This window comes from Nocardioides sp. NBC_00850 (genome assembly GCF_045207335.1).
Taxonomy (GTDB): domain Bacteria; phylum Actinomycetota; class Actinomycetes; order Propionibacteriales; family Nocardioidaceae; genus Nocardioides.
The window spans coordinates 2,635,840-2,661,655 of record NZ_CP108845.1 but is presented as its reverse complement, the minus strand read 5'-3'; the positions used below and the strand labels follow the sequence as shown (position 1 = coordinate 2,661,655).

Below are 25,816 nucleotides of genomic sequence, written 5' to 3'. Positions count from 1 at the left end.
CACTTTACTCGCGCCCTGGGATCTCGGGTTTCGATTTTCACGTTCGTTCGCTTACAGTCACAAGCGCCGACTGCTCCCGTCGAGCGCCCCCAATCTCGTGCACCCTGGAGGGTCCCCATGTCCAGTGCTGCCCATCGTGACGCTGTGTCAACGCTCGCCGAGAAGGCAACCCCCTACTTCACCGAGAACCAGGTCAAGTGGCGCAACAAGTCCGTGTCCCAGGCCCGGCTCGCGCTGGCGATCGACCAGATCGTCGTGCACATGCGTGAGAAGGGCGTCGACATGGCGACCATGAACGGCCTCACCGCCTACCGGGACGAGGACGGGATCCACGTCACGATCGAGCTGGGCACCCTTCCGCTCCTCGCCGAGTCCGGCGGGGCCGGCGGCACCGGCGGCCACCGAGCCGCTCGCTGAGCGGCCCGCAGGGACTCAGCGGAGGTTGCCGCGCGGGTCGCCGACGAGGACCGGGACATCCTCGCCCGCGAACTCCTTGACGATCGAGAGGTCGTTCGCGGAGGCCTCCTCGGCCTCGCCGAGCACGACCACGGCCTCGAGGCCCTTGGAGCCGGAGGCCACCGCCATCGCCACGCAGACGCCGATCGCGGAGACCTGGAGCGAGGGCAGGTCCACGGTGGCGGCGGCGTAGGTTCGGCCGTCGAGGTCGCGTACGGCTGCTCCTTCGGCCGCGCCGGCGCGGGCACGCGTCGCCCGGGCCAGGGTCACCAGCTTGCGGTCCTCCGCGGTGAGCTCACTCTGCTCGGGCATGTGCCTCTTTCTTCCTGTCCGTCTTCTCGCTCTGCTCGTCCTCGTCGTCGGCCTCGGTCTGGGCCGGGACGACGACGCTGATGCGTACGGTACCGATCTTGTTCCGCCGGCCGGCAGCCTCCTCGGCCACGAAGCAGAGCCCGTGGGCTTCGACCTCGGTCCCGGGGATCGGCACGAGGCCGAGATGCTTGGCCATCAGACCGCGTACGGAGTCGACGTCGTCCTCCTCGACGGGGAGGCCGATGAGCTCCTCGAGGTCGCTGACCAGGAAGCGCGAGGGCACCCGCCAGGAGCCGTCACCGAGGTGGAGGGGCTCGCGGTCCTCGATGTCGTACTCGTCGGTGATCTCGCCGACGATCTCCTCGAGGATGTCCTCGATGGTGATCAGGCCGGCGGTGCCGCCGTACTCGTCGACGACGACCGCGATGTGCTGGCGGTGCTGCTGCATCTCGGCGAGCAGCTCGTCGACCGGCTTGGAGTCGGGGACCCAGGTCGGCTTGCGCATCAGCGACTCGACCCGCTGGGTGGTCTCGACCTCCGGCGCCTCGAAGTCTCGCGCGACGACGTCCTTGAGGTAGACCATCCCGATGATGTCGTCGAGGCTGTCGTCGATCACCGGGATGCGGGAGTAGCCCGAGCGCAGGAACAGCGACAGTGCCTGGCGCAGCGTCTTGCGGCGCTCCAGGAAGACGATGTCACCGCGGGGCACCATCACCTCGCGGGCACGGGTGTCGCCGAGCTCGAAGACCGAGTGGATCATCCGGCGCTCGTCGGCCTCGATCAGGTCAGAGGCTTCGGCGATGTCGACCAGCTCACGCAGCTCGGTCTCCGTCGAGAACGGACCCTTGCGGAAGCCCTTGCCGGGGGTGAGCGCGTTACCGAGCATGATCAGCAGGCTCGGGATCGGGCCGAGGATGGTGGTGATCGCGCCGATCGGACCGGCGACCGCGAGGGCGATGCCCTCGTGGTGCTGCCGCCCCAGCGTGCGGGGACCGACGCCGATGACCACGAAGGAGACCACGGTCATCGTCCCGGTCGTGGTGAGCACCGTCGGCCACCAGCGCCCCTGGTAGAGGTCGTACGCCCACAGCGCGACCAGCACGGTCGCGCCGATCTCGCACAGCATCCTGAGCAGCAGCACCGTGTTGACGTAGCGGGCGGGGTCGCCGACCACCGCCACCAGGCGCTTGGCGCCGGCGCGGCCCTCGGAGACCAGCTCCGCGGCCCGGGCGCGGGAGAAGGCGCTGAGCGCCGCGTCGGCGGCTGAGAAGATGCCGGCGATCAGGACCAGAACTGCGGCTGCGATCAGCAGCCTCGCATCGTCCATGGGTGTTGGTGGTGCTCCTACTCGGGTGCGGTGGCCGAGGAGCCCCAGGCCTTGAGCAGCTTGGCCTGCAGCCCGAACATCTCGGCGTGCTCGTCGGGGTCCACGTGGTCGTAGCCGAGCAGGTGGAGGATGCCGTGGGTGGTCAGCAGCTCGATCTCCGCCACGGTGCCGTGGCCGGCTGCCTCGCCCTGCTTGGCCGCGATCGTCGGGGCGATGATGATATCGCCCAGGTCGCCTTCCTCCGGCTCCTCGTCGAGGCGGCCGGGGAGCAGCTCGTCACCAGGGAACGACAGCACGTCGGTCGGGCCCTCGGTGTCGAAGTAGCGCTCGTTGAGCTCGGTGATCGTCGCCTCGTCGCCGAACTTGATCCGCAGGTCGGCCTGCGGGTGCACACGCAGCTGCTCGAGCAGGAAACGAGCGAGCTTGGCGACGTGCTCGACGTCGATCTCCTGCTCGGACTCGTTGATGATCTCGGTGCTCATGCCGCCGCCTCCGTAGCGCAGGCGCAATCATACGGACGCGGCGGCCTGAGGCTTACGGTCGCTCGCTGGCGCTCGCTCATGCCCTGCTCTCTCCCGAGGCCCGGCCCTGGCTCTGCACGTCGTGCTCCTCGTAGGCGGCGACGATCTTGGCGACCAGCCGGTGGCGTACGACGTCGTGGCTGGTCAGGTTGTTGAAGCTGATGTCCTTGACGTCGTCGAGGATGCCCTCCACGACCCGGAGCCCGGACTTCTGGCCGTTGGGGAGGTCGGTCTGGGTCACGTCACCGGTAACCACGATCTTGGAGCCGAAGCCGAGGCGGGTCAGGAACATCTTCATCTGCTCGGGCGTGGTGTTCTGCGCCTCGTCGAGGATGATGAAGGAGTCGTTGAGGCTTCGCCCGCGGAGGAACGCGAGCGGGGCGACCTCGATGGTCCCCGACGCCATCAGCTTGGGGATCAGCTCCGAGTCCATCATGTCGTGCAGCGCGTCGTAGAGCGGGCGCAGGTAGGGGTCGATCTTCTCGGTCAGGGTGCCGGGCAGGAAGCCGAGCTTCTCGCCGGCCTCGACCGCCGGACGGCTCAGGATGATCCGGGTGACCTGCTTGGTCTGCAGCGCCTGGACCGCCTTGGCGACCGCCAGGTAGGTCTTGCCGGTGCCGGCCGGGCCGATGCCGAAGGTGATCGTGTGCTTGTCGATCGCGTCGACGTAGCGCTTCTGGTTGAGCGTCTTGGGGCGGATGCTCCGGCCGCGGTTGGAGAGGATGTTGAGGCTCAGCACGTCGGCCGGCTTCTCGGTCGTGTCGGCCTGGAGCATGCCGATCACCCGCTCCACCGTCTCGCCGCTGACGCCCTGGCCGGTGCGGATGATCTGGACCAGCTCCTCCAGGACCCGCTCGATCATCGCGATCTCGCTGGGGGCACCGTGGAGGGTGATCCGGTTGCCGCGCACGTGCACGTCTGCGTCGAAGTGGGCCTCGATGATCCCGAGGTGCTCATCGGCCGGACCGAGGACGGTCACCATGTCGACGCTGTTCGGAACGACCACGGTGTGCTTGGTGGTCGCGGTGACCCCCTGGTCGGAGGTGTCGGTCGGAAGCGGACTTGGGTGTCGATCGGTCATGGATGCCCGGAGCGGGCCCTTTCTCGTCACGAGGCTGATGCGTCCATGGTACGCGGGCGCTCGGCCCCTCTCCTACTGGATAGTTGCGGCGTCAGCTCGCCAGCAGCGATTCGACGCGTACGGTCTCCTCGGCGAGCTCGTCGCGCTCGTCCGGGGTGAGGTCGCGGAGCAGCTTGACGACCTCGACCTTGCCGTCGACCGGCTTCCAGAGACCGATGAGGTGGCCACCGCCGATGATGACCGCGCCGCCGCCCCCGATGCCCCACTCCTTCCGGGTCCCCTTGGCGGTGATCCGCTCCCGGTTGGCGTGCGAGAGCCAGACGTTGTCGAACCTGCCCAGCAGTCGCACCGGGGCGTGCTCCTCGCCGGTGGCGAGCGGAGCGTCCGGAACGTCGTAGAGGGTCTTGCCGGCCTCGTCGCGGTAGGTGACCAGGCCCTCGATCCGCTTGACCACCGGACCCAGGCGGGTCAGCGACGACCAGGTGGTGATGTCGGCGGCGGTCGCCGGCCCGAAGGCGCGCAGGTAGCGGCGTACGATCTCCGGCGCCAGCGTGGGGACGACATCGTCCACGGCCACCGGCGGCACGCCCGTCCAGCGCGGGAGCAGGTCGTAGACCAGCCCGCCCGAGCCCTTCCACAGGCCTCGCGGCGGCAGCTGCACCAGCGGCAGCTCGTTGCGCGCCCGCAGGCCGAGCGCCTTGGCCGGGACGTCGGGGAAGTGCTCGACCAGGCCGGCCTCGAGGGCCGCGTTGGGCAGCGCCCCGAGAGCGAGTACGTCCTCGGCCGCCTCCACGAAGCCCTCCAGCTGCGCCGCCGGGCGGACGATCTCGACCCGCTGGGTGTAGAAGTCGTGGACCGGCTGGGTCCAGGCCCTGATCAGCGCGGCATCGGCGGCGGTGTGCATGTGGATCGTCGACCGCAGCGAGGAGAGCCGGACCAGCGCGCTCGACTCGAGCTGCGCGCTGAGCGCGTAGGGGTCGAACGACTCCAGCCGGGCGGTCAGCGCGAAGAACGGCGGCATCGACTCCTGCGCCTGCAGGCCGACCAGATGCTCGATCATCTCGGCCGGGGTGAGCGAGGCCCGCGACAGCAGGTGCTGGCGGAGCAGGAGGGTCCGGTTGAGCTGCCGTTCGGTGAGGATCACGGTAGCGATGATCTCCTACTCGACGGTGATCCGGGCGCCGACCTCCTCAGAAGGCTTCCCCTCGCCGTCGGAGGTGTCGTCGGTGCGAGCGATGAAGAGGTACGTCCCGGGCTCGAGCTCGGAGACGTCGACCGTGGTCTTCCACGGGTAGAGCTTGTCCACCCAGCCCTCGGCCGTCGCGGCCCCCTCGAGCACTGTCTCGCCAGTGGTGTCGCGGACCTCCCACGGCACGTTCGCCTCGTTCGAGTTGGCCTTGCCCGAGGCCTCGAAGCTGTCGGAGACCGTCGCCCCCTCGGCCGGTGCCGCCAGCGTGATCAGGCCGGAGGTGCGTGGCAGTGTCGACGGCTCCTCGGACGGCTCGGCCGACACGTCGGGATCCTCGGCGACGGCATCGTTGCTGCCGCACCCGGCAGCCAGTACGCCGCAGAGAGCAAGAGCGATCATGGCGCCCGCCGGACGCGTACGTGTGCTCCTCATGCCTCCATACTCACCCGGCATCCCCGAAGGACGAACCCACCACGCCGAGCAGTCGGCGGTCAGTCCCAGCGGCGGGTGCGGGCCAGCAGGGCGGCTGAGGCGGCGACGCCGGCGGTCGAGGTGCGCAGGACCTCACCGCCGAGACGGATGGTGGTGGCGCCGGCCTTCTCGAACAGGGAGATCTCCTCCTCCGTCAGGCCGCCCTCGGGGCCGACCACGACCAGGATCGTGCCCTCGTCGATGACGGGGACCGCGCCGAGCGGGAGGGTGCCCTCCTCGTGGAGCACGACGGCGACGTCGGCCGCCTCGACCTTGGCCACGACGGCGTCGGTGGTGGCCAGCGGCTCGACCTCGGGGTGCCACAGCCGGCGCGACTGCTTGGCGGCCTCGCGGGCGGTGGCTCGCCAGCGGGCGAGGGACTTGACCGCGCGCTCGCCCTTCCAGACGGCGACCGAGCGGGTTGCCGCCCACGGGACGATGCTGGCGGCGCCGATCTCGGTGAGCATCTCGACGGCGAGCTCGCCGCGGTCGCCCTTGGGCAGCGCCTGGACGACCGTCAGCGCGGGCTCGGGCGGCGCGTCGCCGAGGATGATCTCGTCGACGCGTACGGTCATCGACTTCTTGGTGGTCTGCGTGATCGTGCCGGTGACGCCCTCGCCGGCGCCGTCGGTGAGCACGACCTCCTCGCCGACCCGGAGGCGGCGTACGACGACCGCGTGGTGGCCCTCGTCGCCGCTCACCTCGATGTCGTCGCCGACACGGGTGCCGACGAGCGACTCGACGAGGTGAACGGGAAGGGTCATGACTCAGTGCCCGTTGAGGGTGTCCTTGAACCAGGAGAAGACGCCGCCCTTGTGGGCCGCCTTGAGCTGGCCCTGGACGGACTCCTCACCGCGCATCTCGGCGAGCTGGCGCAGCAGCGCCTCCTGCTCGAGGTCGAGCTTGGTGGGGGTCTCCACGTTGATGGTCACGATCAGGTCGCCGCGACCTCCCCGCAGACCGGGCACACCGCGGCCACGCAGGACGTGGTCGGTGCCGGACTGGGTGCCGGGCTTGAGGTCGATCTGGATCGAGGCGTCCTCGGGGTCGATCTGGTCGGCGCCCTCGCCGACGAGGTCGGCCTCGAGCGTCGGCAGGTTGAGCGTGGTGCCGAGCGCGGCCGCGGTCATCGGCACCTTCGCGGTGCAGTGCAGGTCGTTGCCCCTCCGCGTGAAGGTGGCGTGCTTGGCGACGTGGATCTCGACGTAGAGGTCGCCGGCGGGGCCGCCGCCGGGGCCGATCTCGCCCTGCTCGGCGAGCTGCACCCGGGTGCCGTCGTCGACGCCCGGCGGGATCTTGACGGTCAGGGTGCGGTGGGAGCGCACCCGGCCCTCGCCGCTGCAGTCACGGCACGGGTCGGGGATGACGGTGCCGAAGCCGTTGCAGGCCGAGCACGGGCGCAGCGTGCGGATCTCGCCCAGGAAGGAGCGCTGCACGACCGCGACCTCACCCTGGCCGTGGCAGGTCTCGCACGGGATCGGGTGGGAGCCTTCCGCGGCCCCCTCGCCACCACAGGTGTCACAGACGACCGCGGTGTCGACCTTGAGGTCGCGGGTGACGCCGAAGGCGGCCTCGGCCAGGTCGATGTCGAGACGGATGAGGGCGTCCTGCCCGCGGCGTACGCGCGGACGGGGGCCACGCCCCGCGCCTCCCGTGCCGGCACCTGCGCCACCGAAGAAGGCGTCCATGATGTCGGTGAACGAGAAGCCCGCGCCCTGGGCGCCGAAGCCTCCCGCGAACGGGTCGCCACCGCGGTCGTACGCAGCCCGCTTCTGCGGGTCGCTCAGCACCTCGTAGGCGTGGGAGATCTCCTTGAACTTCTCCTGCGACTCGGCGTCGGGGTTGACGTCAGGGTGGTACTGGCGCGCCAGCTTCCGGTACGCCTTCTTGATCGTTGCGTCGTCGGCGTCCTTGTCGACACCGAGGAGCTCATAGGGGTCCAACGTCGGTCTTCCTGCCATCGAAGTTCGCTGATCTTCCTTGAATCGAGTCTGCTGCTCAAGCCTCGTCGAGGATCCGGGAGAGGTAGCGCGCCACCGCGCGCACCGCCGCCATGGATCCGGGGTAGTCCATCCGGGTGGGGCCGACCACGCCGAGCGTGGCCAGCGCCTCGTCGCCAGGTCCGTAGCCGGTCGCGACCACGCTGGTCTGGGAGAGCTCCTGGTAGGGGCCTTCGGCGCCGATCCGCACCGTGACCAGTCCGCCCGCGGTCGCCTCGCCCATCAGTTTGAGCAGGACGACGTGCTCCTCGAGGGCCTCCAGGAGCGGGCGTACGGCGGTGTCGAAGCTGTCGCCGAAACGAGCCAGGTTGCTGGTGCCGCCGATGGAGATCCGCTCGTCGGAGCGGTGGTCGTTCATCGCCTCGATCAGGGCCTCCGCCACCGCGGCCGCGAGCCCATCCTTCAATGTATCCGTCTGCGGGGCGTCGGCGGGCGCGTCGGCCGGCTGGGCGATCGTGCGCAGCGCCTCGCCGGCCTCGGCGATGACGGCGCCGGCGACCGCGGTGTTGATCTTCGCGCGCAACGTGGCCAGGGTCTCCTCGGAGACCTCCTCGGTCACCTCGAGCAGTCGCTGCTCGACGCGGCCGGTGCTGAGGATGAGCACGAGGAGGAGCCTGGTCGGGGCCAGCGCGACCAGCTCGACGTGGCGGACGGTCGAGCGGCTCAGGGTCGGGTATTGCACCACCGCCACCTGGCGGGTCAGCTGCGAGAGCAGCCGGGTCGAGCGGGTAACGACGTCGTCGAGGTCGACCGCGCCCTCGAGGAAGCCGGCGATCGCCCGCTTCTCGGCGGTAGTCATCGGCTTGACCGTGGTCAGCCGGTCGACGAAGAGCCGGTAGCCCTTGTCGGTGGGCACCCGGCCGGCGCTGGTGTGGGGGGCGGTGATGTAGCCCTCCTCCTCCAGCGCGGCCATGTCGTTGCGTACCGTCGCCGGGGAGACACCGAGACCGTGACGCTCCACGAGCGCCTTGGAGCCGACCGGCTCCTCGGTCTTCACATAGTCCTCGACGATCGCTCGGAGGACGGAGAGCCTGCGTTCGTTCTGCATCTGCCCTCCTATCGTCCTGGCTGCCTGGCACTCATTCCGTGCGAGTGCCAATCCTACCGGTTCGCGTCACAGGCACCAGTTTCCGGTGGCCGCTCCGCTCTGTGGAACGGGACACTTCTCTCGCTATCGAGATAGCCTTAGGTTAGGCTGACCTTAGAGCCATTCTGCACTGCTTCCGCCCCACTGGAGAGTCCTATGATCGCCGACGATCTGCTGGTCCGCATCACGGCCCACGCCAACGACGAGCACCAGGCGGACCTGTGCCGCTCGCTCTCGGCACGGCTCGGCCTGCGACCGCGTCACATCGTGGGCGTACGCCTCTCCAACCTCACCGCCGAGAGCGTCGACGTCTCCTGGATCACCCTCGACGGCGGCCACCACGTGACCTTCCGGTTCCCGGAGGCCGCGGCCACGCCGGACGAGGTTCTCGAGCAGCTCGGGCGCGTGCTCACCGGTTCTCGCTGCTGACTCCACTACCGTTCTCCGGATGAGCGATCGCTACGGCTCCGACGTACTGGCCGGCGACTGGCGCAAGCCCAAGAACGGGCGTGCCGTCGAGACTCCCGCAGAGCTGGGCGCTGTGATCGAGGAGGTCGAGACCGACTTCGTCGGCGAGATCGTGCGGATCGACCGCGACCTGCACACGCTGACACTCGAGGACCGGAAGGGCAAGCGGCGTACGTTCCCGCTCGGGCCGGGCTTCTGGCTCGAGGGCAAGCCGGTCATCCTCACTCCCCCGGTGACCCGCACAGCGCCGGCGAAGCCGACCCGCACCGCGTCGGGCTCGGTGGCCGTGGACAACGTCAAGGCCCGGGTCGCGCGCGAGTCGCGGATCTTCGTCGAGGGGCGTCATGACGCCGAGCTGGTCGAGAAGATCTGGGGTGACGACCTGCGGATCGAGGGCGTCGTCGTCGAGTATCTGGGCGGTGTCGACGACCTCGCCGACCACCTGGTTTCGTTCAAACCCGGACCGCAGCGGCGGGTCGGGGTGCTCGTCGACCACCTGGTCAAAGGCTCCAAGGAGGCCCGGATCGCGGAGTCGATCCGGCGCTCCGCGGTCGGTCAGCACGTGCTGATCGTCGGTCACCCGTTCATCGACGTGTGGCAGGCGGTCAAGCCGGGCCGGCTCGGGCTCGAGGCCTGGCCGAACGTGCCGCGGTCGATCGAGTGGAAGAAGGGCATCTGCCAGCACATGGGCTGGCCCCACCGGGATCAGGCCGACATCGCGCGGGCCTGGAAGCACATCCTGGGACGGGTCAATTCGTTCGGCGACCTGGAGCCCGCCCTGCTCGGGCGGGTCGAGGAGCTGATCGACTTCGTGACCGAGCCCGTCTGAGCCTCGGTCAGTAGGACGACTTCTTCGGCATGATGATCCACAGCACGATGTAGACGATGAACTGCGGTCCGGGGAGCAGGCAGGAGATCACGAAGGCCAGCCGGATCAGGTTCGAGTTGATGCCGAAACGGTCGCCGAGACCGCCGCAGACGCCGGCGATCCATTTGTCGTTGCTGGGACGGGAAAGAGTTGTGGTTGCCATGACTCCACTCTCCCCTCTCGGGCCCTCTTTACCAATCAGGATCACCCCTGATCCTTCGATCAGGACCAAGGTCCCGGACTCAGGGATGGGCTAGGGGAGCAGGTCTCGGACCACCGCGTCGGCGAGGAGTCTGCCGGTCTCGGTGAGGAAGATCGTGTCGTCGGCGACGGTGACCAGACCGCGACGTACCTGCTCCGGGAGAGCGGCGTGGCCCTCGTCGTCGAGGGCGTCCGCCGGGAGGCCGTCGGCGAGCCTCAGTTCGAGGAGGACGCGCTCGACCCGCCGGTCCTCCTCGGCGAGGATCTCGCGAGCGTGGGCGGGGCTCTGCTCGGCGCCGATGCGGTCGGCGTACGCCTTGGGGTGCTTGACGTTCCACCACCGGGTGCCGCCGACGTGGCTGTGGGCGCCGGGGCCGACACCCCACCAGTCGCCGCCCTGCCAGTAGAGCATGTTGTGACGGCAGCGCTGGGACTCGTCGGTGGCCCAGTTGGAGACCTCGTACCAGGTCAGGCCGTGCTTTCGGAGGGTGGCGTCGGCCAGCTCGTACTTGTCGGCGAGGTCGTCCTCGTCGGGCATCTCGATCTCGCCTCTTCTGACCCTTCGGGCCAGGGCGGTGCCGTCCTCGACGATGAGGGAGTAGGCCGAGATGTGGTCGGGGTCGCTGGCCAGCGCGGCGTCGAGGCTGGTGCGCCAGTCGTCGATCGACTCTCCCGGGGTGCCGTAGATGAGGTCGAGGGAGACCTGCTCGAAACCGGCCTCGCGCGCCCATTCCACGACCAGTGGGACCCGCTCGGGGTCGTGGGTGCGGTCGAGGGTCTTCAGTACGTGGGGGACGGCCGACTGCATGCCGAAGCTGAGCCGGGTGAAGCCGCCCTCGCGCAGGGTGCGCAGGTAGTCCAGGTCGACAGAGTCGGGGTTGGCCTCGGTCGTCACCTCGACGTCGTCGGCGAGGCCGAACTCGTCCCTGATCGCACCGAGCATGCCGGTCAGGTCGCTCGCTGGCAGGAGGGTCGGGGTGCCGCCGCCGAAGAAGACGGTGTCCACCTGCTTGTCACTGTCGGCCAGCACCCGGCGCGCCAGCCGGACCTCCTCGATGGCCTGGTCGGCGTACGTCTGCCGGCTCACGCCCGGACCCAGCTCGATCGCGGTGTAGGTGTTGAAGTCGCAGTAGCCGCATCTGACCGTGCAGAACGGGACGTGGACGTAGAAGCCCAGCCCCTTCTCCCCCAGCGTGCTCAGCGATTCGGCCGGCAGTGACCCGTCGGTGGGGGCGGGGTCACCGGGAGGCAGAGCGGAAGGCACCCCTCCATTATCGATCCACCTGTCGAAAAGGGTTAACCGTCATGGGAGGGGTGGTGGGAAAATTCCGGCGTGTCCGTCTCGCAGCCTGATCTTCTTCTCGACGATGTTCTCGACAACCCGGTCTGGCACTCGCTGACCGGTGCGCATGCCTCGCTCGCCGAGGGCTCGGGACTCGCCCGTCGCTACCGTCCCGACGTCTCGCCTTTCGCCGCCGTCTCCGACCCGCGCGACCCGCAGGCGTGGCGCGACCTGGCCGCGGCCGTCGGGCCCGGCGGCACCGCGCTGATCACCGGCGCGGCCGGTGTCTGCGGGGACGGGTGGGAGATGGTCGGTGGCGGCGAAGGGGTCCAGCTCGTCGAGACGTCACGTGTCGCTGCCGCGCCCGATCCCGAGGCGGTCGTGCTCGGGGCCGCCGACGTACCCGAGATGCTCGACCTCGTCGCCCGCACCGAGCCGGGACCGTTCGAGAAGTCCACCCACACGATGGGTACGTATCTGGGGCTGCGCCACGAGGGCCGCCTCGTCGCGATGGCCGGCCAGCGGATGCACCCGGGCGGGTGGATCGAGATCAGCGCCGTCTGCACCGCCCCCGAGGCACGCGGTCGCGGACTGGCCGGCCGCCTCGTCCGCGCCGTCACCGCCGACATCCACGCCCGCGGCTCTCGTGCGCTGATGCATGCCTCGGTCGCCAACACCGGCGCCATCTCGGTCTACCTCGGTCTCGGGTTCGAGGAGCGGCGGCGTACGACCTTCGAGCTCTTCCGCGCGGCCGCCTAGCGCCGAGGCGTCACCCGCGTCGGCCGAGAGGTCACGTACGTCGCGCGAGAGGTCACCGGCTGCCGTCTCGACCGACGGGAGTGACTTCTCGGCCGACGTACTGACGCCTCGGCCGACCTAGCTGACGTCTCGGCAGGGGTCAGTGGAAGTCGCGGGAGCGGTGGCGGGAGGCGATGGCCTTGGCGGCCTCGGGGTGGATCTCCTCGAGCGGGGCGAGGCGGTCGGCGACCAGGTTGGTGACCCCGTCGTTGCGCTCGAGGATGCCGCGGATGAGCATGACCGAGGTGGAGACGGCGATCTTGCGGTGCTTCCTCCACAGGCCGGCGGAGCAGACGACGTTGAGCATGCCGGTCTCGTCCTCGAGGTTGATGAAGGTGACGCCGCCTGCGGTCCCGGGGCGCTGGCGGTGGGTGACCAGGCCGGCGACGGTGATGCGCCGGCCGGGCTCCGAGGTGGGGAGGTCGCTGATCTTCGGGAGTCCCGCCGCGGTCAGGCCGGCTCGGAGATGGGCGAAGGGATGGCTGCCGGGCGTCACGCCGGTCGCCCACAGGTCGGCCAGGGTCTCCTCGACCGGGTCGAGGCCGGGCAGCGCAGGGGTCTCGGCGGTGAACCGCACCCCTTCGAGCTGGTCCTCGGTCTCGGTCCAGCCCGCCTGCCACAGCGCCTGGCGACGGCTCGATGTGAACACCTCCAAACATCCGGCGGTCGCCAGCGCCTCGAGCTGGGCGCGTTCCAGCCCGGCGCGACGGGAGAGGTCGAGGGAGTCCTTGAACGGCGCCTCCTCGCGGGCCTTCACGATCCGCTTGGCAACGTCCTTGCCGATGCCGCGTACGGAGTCCAGGCCCAGCCGTACCGCGAAGTTGCCGTCACGCCGGTGCTCCGGGGTCGGGTCGGGGGTGCCGGGCACCCACGGGGTCTTCTCCCCGTCCAGCCGGCAGTCCTCCTTCCCGGTCGGCGACACGACGTCGACGTCGAGCGGCTCCAGGTCTGCGGCGGCCTGGCTGAGGACGAGGTCGGGGCGGCGTACCTCCACTCCGTGGCGGCGGGCGTCCTGGGTCAGCGACTGCGGTGAGTAGAAGCCCATCGGCTGGGCGCGGAGCAGGCCGGCCAGGAACACGGCCGGGTAGTGGAGCTTGAACCACGACGAGGCGTAGACGAGCTTGGCGAAGCTCAGCGCGTGGGACTCGGCGAAGCCGAAGTTCGCGAAGGAGAGGATCTGGGTGTAGACCGCCTCGGCAGTCTCCTCGGTCATCCCCTTGGCTCGCATGCCCTCATAGAGCTGCTCCTTGAGCGAGTCGATCCGCTCGAGACCACGCTTCGAGCCCATCGCCCGGCGCAGCAGATCGGCGTCGTCGTGGTTGAAGTCGCCCAGGACGCGGCCCATCTCCATGAGCTGCTCCTGGAACAGCGGCACCCCGAGGGTGCGCTCCAGCACCGGCTCCAGCAGCTCGTGGGCGTAGCTGACCTCCTCGCGCCCGGTGGCCCGGCGTACGTAGGGATGGACCGCTCCGCCCTGCACCGGCCCCGGCCGGATGAGCGCGATCTCGATGGCCAGGTCGTAGAAGCAGCGCGGCTGCAGGCGCGGCAGGGTGCCGATCTGCGCGCGCGACTCGACCTGGAAGACCCCGATCGAGTCGGCCCGGCAGAGCATGTCGTAGACCGCCGGCTCCTCCTTGGGGATGGTCGCCAGGGCCCAGCCCTCCCCCAGGTGCTCGAGAGCCAGATGCATCATGTGGTCGAGCGCCGCCAGCATTCCGAGCCCGAGCAGGTCGAACTTCACCAGCCCCATGTATTCGGCGGCGTCCTTGTCCCACTGGATCACGGTGCGTTTGTCCATGCGGGCACGCTCGATGGGTACGACCTCGCCGATCGGCTCCTCGGTCAGCACCATTCCGCCGGAGTGGATGCCGAGATGGCGCGGGGCTCCGTGGATCTCCTCGGCCAGCGCGAGGACCGGAGCGGGGATGCCGACGTCGTCCGGTGCCTCGACGCGGGAGTAGCCGAGATGCTTGGACCAGGCGTCCTGCTGGCCGGGGCTGTGGCCGAGCGCCTTGGCCGCGTCCCTGACCGCCATCTTCGGCCGGTAGCCGACGATGTTCGCGACCTGCGCGGCGTTGCGCCGGCCGTAGGTGTCGTAGACCCACTGGATCACCGTCTCGCGCTTGTCGGAGTCGAAGTCGACGTCGATGTCCGGCTCCTCCTCCCGGTGCACGGAGATGAACCGCTCGAACGGCAGCTTGTAGAAGACCGGGTCGATCGCGGTGATCCCGAGCGCGTAGCAGACCGCGGACGCGGCCGCCGACCCTCGCCCCTGACAGAGGATCTTCTCGCTCCGCGCGAACTCGACGATGTCGTGCACGATCACGAAGTAGCCCGGGAAGTCCTTGCGCTCGATGACGTCGAGCTCATGATCCACCCGCTTGCGGGCCTTCTCGACGAACTCCGGGTCGCTGGCGTACGCCTTCGCGTAGCGCTCCGCGAAACCCTCCTCGGTCAGGTGACGCAGCCGGCTCGCGGCGGTCTCGCCCTCGGGGATCCCGCGCTTGGGCAGCTTCGGGGTGGCCTTGCGCAGGTCGAAGGCACACTCGTCGGCGATCTCGACGCTGTGTGCCACCGCGCCCGGGTAGCGCCGGAAGAGCTGGTCCATCTCCTCCCCCGACCTGACGTACGCCACCGGGCCGGCCGGGAGCCAGCCGGCGATGTCGCTCAGGGTGCGGCGCGCGCGGACCGCCGCGAGCGCGTCGGCCACCCGGTGCCGGTCGGGCGTGGCGTAGTGGACGTTGTTGGTGGCGACCGTGGGCAGGCCGGCCTCGCGGGCGATGCCGGCGAGCAGGTCGTTGTCGTAGGAGTCGGTCGGATGGCCGCGGTCGGTCAGCTCGACGACGACGTTGTCGTGGCCGAACCTGTCGGTGAGCTCGCGCAGCGCCCTGGCCGCGGCGATCGGGCCGGTGCCGGTGAGGGCCTGACGTACGGTGCCCTTGCGGCACCCGGTCAGGATCAGCCAGTTGCCGACGCGAGCCCGGTCGGCGAGCTCGTCGAGGTCGTAGGCCGGCCGGCCCTTCTCGTCGCCGCGCAGCTGCGCCTCGGTGATCGCGCCGGCCAGCTGCCGGTAGCCCTCGACGCCCCGGGCGAGCACGAGGAGGTGGCTGCCCTCGGGGTCGGCGATCCCGTTCTGCGGCTTGGTCAGGCCCAGGGACAGCTCGGCGCCGTAGACGGTCAGCAGCCGTGCCGGTCCCGTCAGCTTCTGCGCCGCCTCGGCGAAGGCAGGTGCCCCGTAGAACCCGTCGTGGTCGGTGATCGCGATCCCGTGCAGCCCCTGCCGGATCGCCTCGCTGACCAGCGCCGACGGGGAGCTCGCTCCGTCGAGGAAGGAGAAGTCGGAGTGGGCGTGGAGCTCGGCGTACGGCACCACCGGGCCCTCCGGCCCGCGCACCTCCTCATCGGTCAGCCGCTTCTTGCGGCGCGAGATCGGCGCATCGCCGTAGGGGTCCTTCGGCGGACGACCCGACAGTCGCCGCTCCAGCTCCTTCCACGGGATCTCGGGGTTGTTCCAGCCCATCAGCCGAGCCCATCAGTCGTAGCTGGCTTCGGTGAGCCAGTGGTCGGTGTCGAAGGTGGCCAGCCAGGCGCGGCCGTCGACCCCGACGAGCTGGAAGCGGGCGACCCGCCGACCGCCGCCGGGCTCCCACCACGCCTCGGTGACCGGCCACGGACCGGCCCAGGAGGCGACCCGCTGCCAGGGTTGGCCGGCCGAGGGGCGGTAGCGGGCGGGGTCGGCGGAGACGCCTCCGCGCGGGAGCACCAGCACCTGCCGTCCGGCCTGGTCGCAGACCTCCGCCGGCCAGGGTTCGGCCAGGACCCGGGCAGGCGCCGGCGGCGGAATGCTTCCTGGCCAAGGCAACGTGCGGTCGCGGAGGGTGCTGGGGCGGTCGCCCCAGGGGACGTACGCCTGGCGGTCGCGTGGGGTCCGGCCGCCCTGGAGCACCGGGGAGACGACGGCCTCGTGGCCGAGCAGGCCCTGCACCCGGGCGATGCCGCGATCGACGCGCTCGTTCGTGCCACCCCAGAGACCGTCGGCGTGGACCGCCTCGGAGACGGCGACCTCGGGGACGAAGCGGACCTCGGTCACCGCCCCGCCCGCAACGACCCCGGCCAGCTGCCAGTGCAGCCGGTCGATGAGATCGACGGAGGAGAACCACCGCGGATGCGCCCAGGTGCGTACCGAGTCGGGGACGTCCTCCATGGCGACCTCGATCCGCACCTCGGTGCAGACCTCCTGGCGCGTCGCGAGGCCTTTGACGAACCCCTCCGCCGCTTGCCGGGCCGAGAAGCAGACCGCCTCGGCGGAGTCGAGCGGCGGCTCGAAGGCCACCTCGGTGGTGAGCTCGGGCGGTGGCGTACGCCCCGTCACCGGCCGCGCTCCCTCGCCGTGGATCACCTGGCGGACCCAGGCGGCCTGCGCGCCGAAGCGCGCCTTGACGTCGGCGCCGGGCAGGTCGGCGAGGCCGCCGAGCGTGGTCAGGCCGAGCCGCTGCAGCAGGCTGACCGCGTTCGCATCCTCGAGGACATGGACCGGCAGGGCGCGCAGGAACGCGGTGGAGCCTCCGTCTGCCGGGACGGCGTACGTCTCCTGCAGCCCGGCGCTCCGCGCGGCCTGCTCGGCGGTGAAGAGCTCATCGGCGATGCCGATCCGTACGTCCCAGATCCCGAGCCCGACCACGCACTCGGCGATCGCCGCGCCCGCCTCGGCCTCGCCGCCGTAGAAGCGTGCGGGCGAGCGCAGCGCGACCAGCCCGGGACGCAGCGGCATGACGCCGGGACGCAGCTCCTCCAGGCGCACCAGCACCTCCTCGAAGACCCGCGCGTCACGGGCTTCGTCGGCGGCGAGCACCTGCACCTCCGGGCAGCGCGACTGGGCGTCCCGGCGCCGCATCCCGCGCTTGATCCCGAACTCCCGCGCCGCCTGGTTGTAGGCCTGGACCCGGTTCTGCGCGAAGACCGCGGCGGGCAGGTGCCGCGGCAAGCCGGCCTCGCCCAGCGCCGCGGCGACCGGCCAGTCGGCGCACCAGACCACCACCGTGCGACTCATGCCGACTCCTGTTTCCGCAGGTCAGCAAGGTCAGCGACGGGTTCGAGGACGCGCCGCAGACCGCCGTCCTCGGCCGGGAACCAGAGCGCCGTACGCCGCGGCGGAGCCGTCCCGCGCACCGCCTCGACCACCATCCTTCTCGCCCGGAGATGGCCGTCGCCGTTGCCCAGCCCGACCCAGCGCGGCTCGGTCGCCCGCAGACGTACGTCTGCTCTCGGCCACTCCCCCAGCGCCACCAGCGCGGCGCCGCGGGTGCGCAGCCGGGCACCGATCTTCTCGGCGACGCCCGGGGTCACCCGACCGGTCGGCCGGACCAGCACCAGCGTGGCCACGTCGACCAGCGCCGCGGTCGCCTCCAGCCAGGAGTCCTTCGGCCGTGGCACCAGGATGGTCCGCTCCAGGTCGACCCCGGCCTCGGCCGCCGCCTCGACGCCGAAGTCCTCCACCCCGACGACGGCGGTCCACTCCCCCGCCGCCGACGGCCCCGCGAGCAGCAGCATGGCCAGCGACAGCGAGTCGGCCGCGTACGTCCCTCCGGCCCGTAGCTGCACCACCCCACCGAGCGCCTCGTGCGTCGCCAGCTCCGCGCCGATGCCCGGCTTCTGCTCCAGCCGTCGCACCTTCGACCGAAGCTGCTCGATCTGAGCCAGCTTCTGGTGTCGCTCAATCCCCGCTACCACTCCCACTCAATGAGTATCGAACATTTGTTCGAACGAAGCAACCCCGCCGAGACGTCGCTCCCGCCGGCCGAGACGTCACTTACGTCGGTCGAGCGGGCAGCGGAATGCCATCTCGGCCGACGCAGGAGTCAGCCGCGGAGTGCGGAGGCGAGGTAGGTGAGGCGGGGGTGGTCGGAGGTGGGGAGGGCGGTGACGGTGGTCGTCTTGGCCACCGCGATCTTCCAGTAGGTCGTGCCGGCGACGACCAGGAAGTCGGCCTTCGACGAACCATCGCCGGACAGGGGCGTCGTGATCAGCTCGGGCACGCCGAAGGCCCGGAGGGCGGCGATGACCGGGGAGCTCTCCTCGAGGGCGGCGCGGGCGGCGGCGACGAGGCCCCCGTGGGCGTCGGGGACGGCGTTGACACGCAGGGTCTGGATGCGCGGCTCGGCCTCCGGCGAGAGCATGACCTCGATGTCGTAACGGCCCTTCTCGGCCGGCACCACGGCGAGCGCGACACCCATCGCGCGGGAGAAGTAGCCGTAGGGCGCGCCGCCCAGCGGCAGCCCGACCTTCGCACGCGCCTGGGTGATCTGGACGCGGCGGCCGGCGTCGGGGGCGTCGAGCTCGACGTTGTCGGCGAAGAGCGACGGCAGCGCGAACACCTCAGCACCCGCAGGATCGAAGGTACGCAGCCGCTCGACCGCGGCCTCCAGCGCCGTGTCGAGCCGCGGCCGCAGGCCCTTGACCACCGTCGAGAACCGCTGCGGACCATTACCGGCGAGCTCGTCCGCCACCAGCGAGCGCAGCGCGGTCATCGCGGTCGGGTAGCCCCCGGCGTACGTGCTGTTGGACAGCGTGATCACGCCCAGGCCGGTCTCGGGGTGCCAGACCATCCGCGAGCCGTAGCCGGGGTAGCCGCCGGAGTGGTGGACGAGCTGCCCGAGACGGCTGTCGTGGTCGACCATCAGGCCGTAGCCGTAGCCGGCGGCGACCGCTCCGACGCCCGCCTCGGCACCGGAGAACCCCAGCGAGGCACACACCGAGCCGAACCGGTGCAGCTGCTGCATCTCCCGCCGCGACGCCTTCGACAGCGGATGCCCGTCGGCGGCGGCGGAGAAGGCGCCCAGGAAGCCGCCGACCCAGCGCGCCAGGTCGGCGACCGAGGAGTGCAGACCGCCCATCGCCGCGAACGACCCGGACGGCACAGGCGGGATCGCGGCCCACGTCGGCGGACCCTCGAGCCGGTCGCCGGCCCACGCCGGATGCAGCGGCGGCACATGACCCGGCACTCGGTTCGGCACCGCGTCGGGCGAGTAGGCCGAGGAGGTCATCCCCAGCGGCGCCAGCAGCTCGTGCTCGACGAAGTCCCGGTTGGCCCCCTCAGGAGACGAACCACCGACCACGTTCTCGATCGCGCGCCCGAGCAGCGCATAGCCGAGGTTGGAGTACTCGAACCCGACCCCCGGCTCCCGCCCGGTCGAGAAGCCTCCGTCGAGGAACGTCCCGAAGTCGTCATAGGACAGCGACTCCTGCCGGTCGCCCCACGGGTCGTCGGTCGGCAGCCCGGCCGACATCGAGAGCAGCAGCCGCAGCGTCACCGCCGGCGAGTCGGCTGAGTAGGGCGCCTGGTCGACGAGCTCGGGCACGTACTGCGCGATCGCCTCGTCCAGGTCGACCAGCCCGCGGTCGCGCAGCAGCAGCACCGCGGCCGCCGTGAACGACTTCGACATCGACGCGATCCGGAAGACGCTCTCGGCCGTCGGCGCCGGACCACCCTCGCTCGTCGCCCCGAACGCGCCGGAGTGGAGCAGCTCGGAGCCGCGTACGACCCCATAGGCCAGGCCCGGAGTCAGGTTCTCCTCGAAGCGCTGCTGGAAGAGCTCGTCGACGACGGAGGTGTTCAGGCTCATGCCGCCACCTCCGTTGGGCAGAGGCAAGAATACGGACGTGGCGGCCTGAGGCCGATAGTCGTTCGCTGGCGCTCACTCATACAGGCGTTCCTTCGGAGGCAGGTTGCTCGACGCGTTGCAGCCTAACCACCGAGGGCACCGAGAGTGCGGCAAGGCAGACCGCGGCGTAGAGGACGCCGCTGACGAGGAAGACCGGCCGCTCGCCGAACCATGCCGCCAGCGGCCCGAAGAGGAGCTGCCCGATCGGCATCGCGAGGAACGAGCCGAGCGCGTCGTAGGAGTAGGCGCGGGAGAGCATCTCGCCCGGGACGTTCTCCTGCATCGCCAGGCTCCAGCCGAGGCTGAAGATCTCGATCCCGGCGCCGGCGATGGCCATCGCCACGATGAGCGGCACCGTCTCCGGCCACAGCGCGAGCGCGAAGAAGGGCAGCGAGAACGCCATGATCCCGAACATCCCCGCTCGCAACGGGCGCCGGATCGTGGCCCGCATCAGCAAGATCGTCATGACGAGCATCCCGGCCGCGAGCGCGGAGTTGGCCAGGCCCCAGCCCTCGACGCCGAGCGATGAGGACTTGGCGTACGCAGGACCCAGCACGTGCAGCCCGCCGGACTGGATCGCGTTGAGGATCATGAAGGCGACCACCACGACCCACAGCCAGGTGGTGCTCCGGAAGTACGTCCACCCCGCCCGCAGATCCTCGATGGCCGAGGTCTTCTCCGCGTCCGCCGGGCGCGGCGGGATCCGCACCGGGAGCAGGAAGATCGCCGCGAGCAGCCAGGTCAGGGCGTCGACCGCCAGCGCCCAGCCGGCACCGACGCCGACCACGAGAGCGGCCGCGACCGACGGACCCAGGATCGTCAGGGTGCTGCGCGACATCGAGAGCAGCAGGTTGGCCGGCTGCAGGTCCTTCTTCGCCACCAACTGCGGAACCATCCCCTGCATCGCAGGGAATGCCATCGCCATCGTGGTGCCGTTCATCGCCTGCAGGACGACCAGATGCCAGATCTCGGCGTGCCCGGTGATGACCAGTGCCGCCGCGGCCGCCTGGGTCACGGCCGAGGCCACGTTGCTCAGCTGCAGCACCAGCCGCCGCGAGAACCGGTCGGCGATCACCCCGCCGATCAGCAGGAACACGACCATCGGGATGGTGTGCGCGGCGACGACGTAGCCCAGCGCGGAGGCCGAGTCGGTCACCTCGAGCACCGCGAACGCGAGCGCCACGTGCGACATCGACGAGCCGGCGAGGTTCACGAACCGCGAGGCGAAGAACCACCCGAAGTCGCGTTCCTTGAGGACGAAGAGGCTCTCCTTGATGCTCACTGGCCCTCACCCATCACGAACGCGGAAGCGGTCAGGTTCACGTGGATCGTGCCCTCCGTACGCGGCGGACGAGCGTTGTCGTGGAGCAGACCGCTCGCCTCCCGGACGAGGTCGTGGACCCGCTGCCAGACATCGGGGTCGACCCACATCTCCGCGTCCGAGACGATGGCCGGTCCGTCGGCGCGCAAGCGGCGGCGGCGTACGAGCTCCTCGGCGATCGCGCGGGTGTGGACCTCGTCGTCCTCCCTGGACGGCGGCCCCTGGGCGGCGTCGCGGCGCCAGACGTACCGATACCTTTTCGCGACCCCACCGCGGATCCGCTCCTCGCCCGCGACCTCGATCAGCCCGGCGTTCTCGAGCAGCCGGAGATGGTAGGAGGCGTTGGCATGCGTCAGATCGAGCTCGCGTGCCACCTCCGCCGCCGACAGCTCCGCGCCCGTCAGCAGTGACAGCATCCGGAGCCGCAGCGGGTGCCCGGCCGCCCGCAGCCGCGAGATCTCCTCGTCCACCCGAACCTCCCAAGATTTGTTGGGGAGTGAGTCTGGTGAGGCCGGCCAGAACCGTCAAACAATTATTCGGGTCGCGCCTAAACCGATAATGGCTGCTGTGCGTCATCCAGGCGTGAGCCGAGAAGAATTCACCGACTTCTACGTCGGTGCCAAGGACCGCTGCCTGCGTGCGGCGATCGCGACCGGCATGGATCCCGGCCGGGCCGAGGAAGCGACCGCTGAGGCCTTCGCACGCGCCTGGTCGCGCTGGCCGACGGTCAGACTGGCCAACTCCCCGGCGGCGTGGGTGGTTCGCACCGCGGTCAACGTCGACATCTCCTGGTGGCGCAAGCGCCGCCGCGAGCTGACCGTTCCCGACACCCCCGAAGAGCTCCCCCGCCACGACTCCGACGACGACACCGACCACGACCTGTTGGAGGCCGTACGCCGGCTGCCACCACGGCAACGCGAGGTGGTCGCGCTGCGCTACTTCCTCGACCTCGACGCCGAGACGACCGCCCACGAGCTCGGCATCGCTCGCGGCACCGTCTCCGCCACGCTCCACCACGCGCTCAAGACTCTGCGGCTGCAGCTGACCGACCCCGAAGGGATGCTGTCATGAACGACATCGAGACCTTGCTGCGCAACAGCAGCCACCAGACCCTGGACCTTCCTGCCAACGAGATCCTGCGCCGCGGTGACCGGATGCGTCGCCGCCGCCGCGCGGCGAAGGCGATCGCCGCCGTCGCCGCCTTCTCACTCGCCGGGGTCATGGCGTACGTCGCGATCCCCGATCGGCTGATCGACTCGAACATCGCCACCCCGGAACCGTCGAGGACGGCCGCGCCCGGGCAGAAGACTCCGGTCGACTGGTCGGGCAACCCGACCAACCTCACTTCCGAGGAGCTCGACACGCTGAGCAAGCGGTGCCTGGAGACGGCCTGGGCTGACGTGGACCTCCTGTACGACTACGCCCCCGAGGCGAACAATGCCATCGACCCCGATGAGGTCCAGAAGATCCCGTCAGACACCTGGCCATTCCTCGCCGAGAAGCGTGGATCGACGGCAATGGCGATCTTCGACGGCCCCGACTATGAGGTGACCTGCTCGACGTCGCAGAGCGCCGGGCGGGACGCCGACAGCGAGCCCGATCTCGCGGGGGCATTCGGCCAACCCCAGATCTGGGGCACCTTCGCCGAGACCGGGCAGTGGGAGGACTTCTCTCGTGGAAGCGTCGGCGACGGCACGGAGTTCCTGCTTCCGCTCCCCGAGAAGATGAACGTCACCGAGGTGGTCTTCACCTCGAGCGGCGAGGACTTCCCGGCGACCGTCGTCAACGGCGTAGCGGTCGCCTGGACCGACCACAAGGTCGCCGTCACGTCGGCGACGTTCCGCGCCTACGACGCCGACGGCAACCTGGTTCATCCCGAGCCGGGCGAGACACGGGAACCGCCGACCACCGAGTGGACCGAGACCGCGGATGGGATCCGGGTGACGCGATCGCTCGGCAACGAGACGATCGAGTCCGCCTGGTTCTGGGTCGGCAAGCAGCGGTTCGACGCGACCATCACCGAGGACAACGTGGCCGTCGCGCTGATCCCGACCGGCGAGCTCACCACGGACCAGCTGAACAAGCTCGAGATCCAGGGCATCTCCCCCGAGGGTTACTACTTGCGCGGTTGCGGCAAAACGCACTGCGGTCCTTAACGCTGGGCTGCGACGTACTTCTCCGCCGCCGCCCGCGGCTTGTCCCCGAGCCCGTCGATGCCGATGAGGCTCGGGAGCAGACCGCGGTCGGTGGTGAGCGCCTTGAAGAGCGTCGAGACGGTGATGCCGTGGTCGGGGCGGTGGACGACGACGATCTCGTCGCCGGACTGCAGCTGCCCCTCCTCGAGGACGCGGAGGTAGGGCCCCGGGCGGGCCTCGGCGGTGAACTTCTTGACCCACTGGGCGTTGTCGTAGCCCGAGACGCCCATCCAGTTCTTGAAGTCGTTGCACGGCGTACGCACGCTGCAGATCTCCAGCAGCACCGTCCCGATCCGCCACCGCTCCCCCACCAGAGCCGCGTTGACGTCGATCCCCTCGGTGGTGAGGTTCTCGGCGAACTGCCCGTCACGGAGAGTCACGCCCAGGCGCGAGCCCCACACATCGAGGTCTTCGCGGGCGAAGGCGTAGACCGCCTGCTCCTCGCCGCCGTGGTGGCGCCGGTCGGTCTGCGTGTCGGTCACGATGCCCTCCCTGCCGACCGTCACCGGCTCGGGCGTGGCGAGCTTCTCGATCGAGGTGGCGCCCACCTCCGCCCACTCGGCGGGCTTGGACTGACCGATGTTGACGCTTCGCACGATGGGCATGGCGCAGATTCTCCAGTCCGCGCCGGAATCAGGCACGCGAGTTTCTCAGTCCTGGACCGCCTTCGCGACCGAGATCATCGCGGTGATCCAGTCCTTGTCGGGGGCCTGGCTGTCCTCGACCTCGTCCTTGACGTTGACGACCAGCCGCAGCACCGCCCAGGCCCGGGCGCGGTCCTCGTCGAGCTCGGCGGCGTCGACAAGGGCGAAGAATCGCATCCGTACGCCGTCACGGATCCGCCCGGCGTACTCCTCGAAGCGGTTCCAGAGCATCGGCGCGAGCTCGTAGTGCGGGTCGCCGGAGAGGGGCTTCGGGTCGATCACCAGCCACTCCTCGCGGTCGGCTCGCAGGACGTTGTCGAAGTGCAGATCGGTGTGGATCAGCTTCCCGTCGGTGGCCTCGTCGGCGGCGAAGTCGCGGGCGATCGCCCGTGCCTGCTCGACCATCCGCGGCGGCACCGGAAGCCGTCGCTCCAACTCCCCCAGCTCGCTCGCCCAGCGTGCGGCCTGCGCAGACAACGTACGCAGCTGCGGCGGAGCCGGGACGTGCAGCCGCCGGTAGAACCCGCCCACGATCTCGCACGCCTGCAAGTCCCAGAGCTCCGAGAGGTCCTCGGTGTGCAGCCGTTCCAACAGCAGCGCGAAGCGCTTCGGGTCGGCCCGGAGAAGGCGTACGGCACCCCGACCGCCCCAGGTCTGCAGCGCCAGCGCCTCGTGCTCGGCCTCCCAGTGCGGCCAGCCGACCTTCAGCACCGCGGCCTCGCCCTCAGTGGTCCGCACGGGAACCACGACCGCGGTATTGCCGTGCGTCGCCTCGCCGTCCGGTGTCAGCGACCACTCCTCGAGCAGGTCGCGCACCAGCCCGGGCAGCCGGTCGAGCCACGCTGCCCAGTCGGGACCGTTCGCCGCGAGTGCCACGAAGGAGTCTGGCAGCGGCGTCACGCGAGCCACCTTAATCCGCTTCCCAACCCCGGACGGATCGGGCAGGTTGTGCCCATGTCACTTCCAGAGTCGATGGGGACCAAAGGTGTTCCCTACCCGCCCGAGCGCTACGACGGCGAGGCCGGTGAGGTCTCGGCGTTCTACCGTCCCGACACCACCCCGCCCGACCTGTCCTACCCCAACGGCGTGAAGGTCGACTATCTCGCCACCGGAGCGACGACCGCGGGTGACTACGGGCTCTACCGCTGGCACTTCGGCCCCAACGAGACCGGCCCGGGGCCGCACTTCCACCGTGCCGTGGCCGAGTCGTTCTACGTGCTGACCGGGACCGTGCGGATCTACAACGGCGAGGAGTGGATCCCGGCCGGCGCCGGCGACTTCGTGCACGTGCCGGTCGGCGGCCTGCACGGCTTCCGCAACACCACCGACGAGCCCGCCTCGATGCTGCTCCACTTCACCCCGGGAGCGCCGCGGGAGGGCTACTTCGAGGGGCTGCGCGAGCTGGCCGAGGGCACCGAGCTCGGTCCGGACGAGATGGCGGAGTTCTACAAGCTCCACGACAACTACTGGGTCGACTGAGCGACCTTCAGGGCCGCGATCCCCATCCGGACGATCGGGCTGGTGGTGTCGGCTTCGATCGCGGGGTCGTCCAGCCCGACCCACGCGGCGAAGTCGGTGGTTCCGTCGACCTCCAGCGTGCCCAGCTCACCCCCGACGATCCGTGCCTCGAAGACCACCCGGGTGGACTGGTAGGGCCGGCGACCGGGGTCGAACGGCACGACGTACACGTTCGTCGTCAGCGGAGCCCCGACCTCGACGTCGTAGCCGGTCTCCTCCTTCACCTCCCGCACGACTGCGGCGGGCATCTGCTCGCCGTAGTCGACACCGCCACCCGGCAGCGTCCAGCCCGGGTCGTTGCGGTGGTTGCCGTTGAACCAGCTCAGCAGGATCCGCCCCGCGTCGTCGACGATGACGGCGTACGCCGCCACCCGAGTGTCGTAGTCGGTGAAGTGCATCCCTGCGAGACTAGCGCG

At 70.2% G+C, this 25,816-nt stretch carries 27 protein-coding genes; 7 read left to right on the top strand and 20 right to left on the bottom strand.

What is annotated here, in order from left to right; all coding sequences use genetic code 11:
• Nucleotides 1-144 precede the first annotated feature (144 nt).
• Nucleotides 145-417 (top strand): hypothetical protein, encoded by a 273-nt coding sequence (locus OH802_RS13015; protein WP_355227979.1) that lies wholly within the window; start codon nucleotides 145-147, stop codon nucleotides 415-417.
• A 15-nt stretch (nucleotides 418-432) separates the two neighbouring features.
• Here the strand turns inward: OH802_RS13015 and OH802_RS13010 are convergent, their stop codons facing one another.
• From OH802_RS13010 to hrcA, 9 genes are all read right to left on the bottom strand, one after another.
• Complete coding sequence (locus tag OH802_RS13010; protein WP_406028519.1) at nucleotides 433-768, bottom strand: cytidine deaminase; 336 nt, start codon at nucleotides 766-768, stop codon at nucleotides 433-435.
• The gene (locus tag OH802_RS13005) at nucleotides 752-2,095 is read right to left on the bottom strand and encodes a hemolysin family protein (protein WP_406028517.1); all 1,344 of its coding nucleotides are present in this window, start codon (nucleotides 2,093-2,095) and stop codon (nucleotides 752-754) included. The genes OH802_RS13010 and OH802_RS13005 overlap by 17 nt, the downstream gene beginning before the upstream one ends.
• A gap of 17 nt (nucleotides 2,096-2,112) precedes the next feature.
• The gene (gene ybeY / locus OH802_RS13000; protein WP_008363762.1) at nucleotides 2,113-2,577 is read right to left on the bottom strand and encodes an rRNA maturation RNase YbeY; all 465 of its coding nucleotides are present in this window, start codon (nucleotides 2,575-2,577) and stop codon (nucleotides 2,113-2,115) included.
• Nucleotides 2,578-2,653: 76 nt separating this feature from the next.
• Nucleotides 2,654-3,697, bottom strand: a complete 1,044-nt coding sequence (locus OH802_RS12995) for a PhoH family protein (protein WP_406028514.1) — start codon at nucleotides 3,695-3,697, stop codon at nucleotides 2,654-2,656.
• A 91-nt stretch (nucleotides 3,698-3,788) separates the two neighbouring features.
• On the bottom strand, nucleotides 3,789-4,841 hold the full coding sequence (locus OH802_RS12990; RefSeq protein ID WP_406028512.1) for a winged helix DNA-binding domain-containing protein: 1,053 nt from the start codon (nucleotides 4,839-4,841) through the stop codon (nucleotides 3,789-3,791).
• 15 nt (nucleotides 4,842-4,856) lie between these two features.
• Nucleotides 4,857-5,318, bottom strand: a complete 462-nt coding sequence (locus tag OH802_RS12985) for a Gmad2 immunoglobulin-like domain-containing protein (protein WP_355018143.1) — start codon at nucleotides 5,316-5,318, stop codon at nucleotides 4,857-4,859.
• A 59-nt stretch (nucleotides 5,319-5,377) separates the two neighbouring features.
• Nucleotides 5,378-6,121, bottom strand: a complete 744-nt coding sequence (locus OH802_RS12980) for a 16S rRNA (uracil(1498)-N(3))-methyltransferase (protein WP_406028510.1) — start codon at nucleotides 6,119-6,121, stop codon at nucleotides 5,378-5,380.
• Between the two features lie 3 nt (nucleotides 6,122-6,124).
• The gene (gene dnaJ, locus OH802_RS12975) at nucleotides 6,125-7,318 is read right to left on the bottom strand and encodes a molecular chaperone DnaJ (RefSeq protein ID WP_350840099.1); all 1,194 of its coding nucleotides are present in this window, start codon (nucleotides 7,316-7,318) and stop codon (nucleotides 6,125-6,127) included.
• A gap of 37 nt (nucleotides 7,319-7,355) precedes the next feature.
• Entirely contained in the window at nucleotides 7,356-8,405 is a 1,050-nt protein-coding gene (gene hrcA / locus OH802_RS12970; protein WP_406028508.1) for a heat-inducible transcriptional repressor HrcA, read from the bottom strand.
• A gap of 195 nt (nucleotides 8,406-8,600) precedes the next feature.
• Here hrcA and OH802_RS12965 point away from each other — a divergent pair, with 195 nt between their 5' ends.
• Nucleotides 8,601-8,873, top strand: coding sequence for a hypothetical protein (locus tag OH802_RS12965; RefSeq protein ID WP_406028506.1), 273 nt, complete (start codon nucleotides 8,601-8,603; stop codon nucleotides 8,871-8,873).
• Between the two features lie 19 nt (nucleotides 8,874-8,892).
• On the top strand, nucleotides 8,893-9,741 hold the full coding sequence (locus OH802_RS12960; RefSeq protein WP_406028504.1) for a DUF3097 domain-containing protein: 849 nt from the start codon (nucleotides 8,893-8,895) through the stop codon (nucleotides 9,739-9,741).
• Nucleotides 9,742-9,748: 7 nt separating this feature from the next.
• On the opposite strand, the gene OH802_RS12955 is transcribed toward OH802_RS12960, so the two are convergent.
• Both OH802_RS12955 and hemW read right to left on the bottom strand, forming a co-directional pair.
• Nucleotides 9,749-9,943, bottom strand: coding sequence for a PspC domain-containing protein (locus OH802_RS12955; protein WP_355018139.1), 195 nt, complete (start codon nucleotides 9,941-9,943; stop codon nucleotides 9,749-9,751).
• A gap of 90 nt (nucleotides 9,944-10,033) precedes the next feature.
• Nucleotides 10,034-11,245: a radical SAM family heme chaperone HemW gene (hemW, locus tag OH802_RS12950; RefSeq protein WP_406028501.1), complete on the bottom strand. Its 1,212-nt coding sequence runs from the start codon at nucleotides 11,243-11,245 to the stop codon at nucleotides 10,034-10,036.
• Between the two features lie 69 nt (nucleotides 11,246-11,314).
• Between hemW and OH802_RS12945 the strand changes: the two genes are divergently transcribed.
• The gene (locus OH802_RS12945) at nucleotides 11,315-12,022 is read left to right on the top strand and encodes a GNAT family N-acetyltransferase (RefSeq protein ID WP_406028499.1); all 708 of its coding nucleotides are present in this window, start codon (nucleotides 11,315-11,317) and stop codon (nucleotides 12,020-12,022) included.
• A 139-nt stretch (nucleotides 12,023-12,161) separates the two neighbouring features.
• Here the strand turns inward: OH802_RS12945 and OH802_RS12940 are convergent, their stop codons facing one another.
• From OH802_RS12940 to OH802_RS12915, 6 genes are all read right to left on the bottom strand, one after another.
• Nucleotides 12,162-15,581 (bottom strand): error-prone DNA polymerase, encoded by a 3,420-nt coding sequence (locus OH802_RS12940; RefSeq protein ID WP_406028497.1) that lies wholly within the window; start codon nucleotides 15,579-15,581, stop codon nucleotides 12,162-12,164.
• Nucleotides 15,582-15,593: 12 nt separating this feature from the next.
• On the bottom strand, nucleotides 15,594-17,111 hold the full coding sequence (locus OH802_RS12935) for a Y-family DNA polymerase (RefSeq protein ID WP_406028495.1): 1,518 nt from the start codon (nucleotides 17,109-17,111) through the stop codon (nucleotides 15,594-15,596).
• Entirely contained in the window at nucleotides 17,108-17,797 is a 690-nt protein-coding gene (locus OH802_RS12930) for a hypothetical protein (RefSeq protein WP_406028493.1), read from the bottom strand. The genes OH802_RS12935 and OH802_RS12930 overlap by 4 nt, the downstream gene beginning before the upstream one ends.
• Before the next feature lie 122 nt (nucleotides 17,798-17,919).
• Nucleotides 17,920-19,683 carry a serine hydrolase domain-containing protein gene (locus OH802_RS12925; RefSeq protein ID WP_406028492.1) on the bottom strand — a complete coding sequence of 588 codons (1,764 nt, stop codon included), beginning with the start codon at nucleotides 19,681-19,683 and terminating at the stop codon, nucleotides 17,920-17,922.
• A 76-nt stretch (nucleotides 19,684-19,759) separates the two neighbouring features.
• Complete coding sequence (locus OH802_RS12920) at nucleotides 19,760-21,004, bottom strand: MFS transporter (RefSeq protein WP_406028490.1); 1,245 nt, start codon at nucleotides 21,002-21,004, stop codon at nucleotides 19,760-19,762.
• On the bottom strand, nucleotides 21,001-21,513 hold the full coding sequence (locus OH802_RS12915; protein WP_406028488.1) for an ArsR/SmtB family transcription factor: 513 nt from the start codon (nucleotides 21,511-21,513) through the stop codon (nucleotides 21,001-21,003). The genes OH802_RS12920 and OH802_RS12915 overlap by 4 nt, the downstream gene beginning before the upstream one ends.
• Nucleotides 21,514-21,625: 112 nt before the next feature.
• Here OH802_RS12915 and OH802_RS12910 point away from each other — a divergent pair, with 112 nt between their 5' ends.
• Both OH802_RS12910 and OH802_RS12905 read left to right on the top strand, forming a co-directional pair.
• Complete coding sequence (locus OH802_RS12910; protein WP_406028486.1) at nucleotides 21,626-22,114, top strand: sigma-70 family RNA polymerase sigma factor; 489 nt, start codon at nucleotides 21,626-21,628, stop codon at nucleotides 22,112-22,114.
• Entirely contained in the window at nucleotides 22,111-23,199 is a 1,089-nt protein-coding gene (locus OH802_RS12905) for a hypothetical protein (RefSeq protein ID WP_406028484.1), read from the top strand. Before OH802_RS12910 ends, OH802_RS12905 begins: the two co-directional genes overlap by 4 nt.
• Here OH802_RS12905 and OH802_RS12900 read toward each other — a convergent pair.
• Nucleotides 23,196-23,843 (bottom strand): MOSC domain-containing protein, encoded by a 648-nt coding sequence (locus tag OH802_RS12900; RefSeq protein ID WP_406028482.1) that lies wholly within the window; start codon nucleotides 23,841-23,843, stop codon nucleotides 23,196-23,198. The genes OH802_RS12905 and OH802_RS12900 overlap by 4 nt on opposite strands.
• A gap of 45 nt (nucleotides 23,844-23,888) precedes the next feature.
• On the bottom strand, nucleotides 23,889-24,782 hold the full coding sequence (locus tag OH802_RS12895) for an aminoglycoside phosphotransferase family protein (protein ID WP_406028480.1): 894 nt from the start codon (nucleotides 24,780-24,782) through the stop codon (nucleotides 23,889-23,891).
• 54 nt (nucleotides 24,783-24,836) lie between these two features.
• On the opposite strand from OH802_RS12895, the gene OH802_RS12890 reads away from it, so the two are divergent.
• On the top strand, nucleotides 24,837-25,361 hold the full coding sequence (locus OH802_RS12890; protein WP_355018123.1) for a cupin domain-containing protein: 525 nt from the start codon (nucleotides 24,837-24,839) through the stop codon (nucleotides 25,359-25,361).
• Here OH802_RS12890 and OH802_RS12885 read toward each other — a convergent pair.
• Nucleotides 25,346-25,798 carry an NUDIX hydrolase gene (locus OH802_RS12885; RefSeq protein WP_406028477.1) on the bottom strand — a complete coding sequence of 151 codons (453 nt, stop codon included), beginning with the start codon at nucleotides 25,796-25,798 and terminating at the stop codon, nucleotides 25,346-25,348. The genes OH802_RS12890 and OH802_RS12885 overlap by 16 nt on opposite strands.
• Nucleotides 25,799-25,816: the final 18 nt, after the last annotated feature.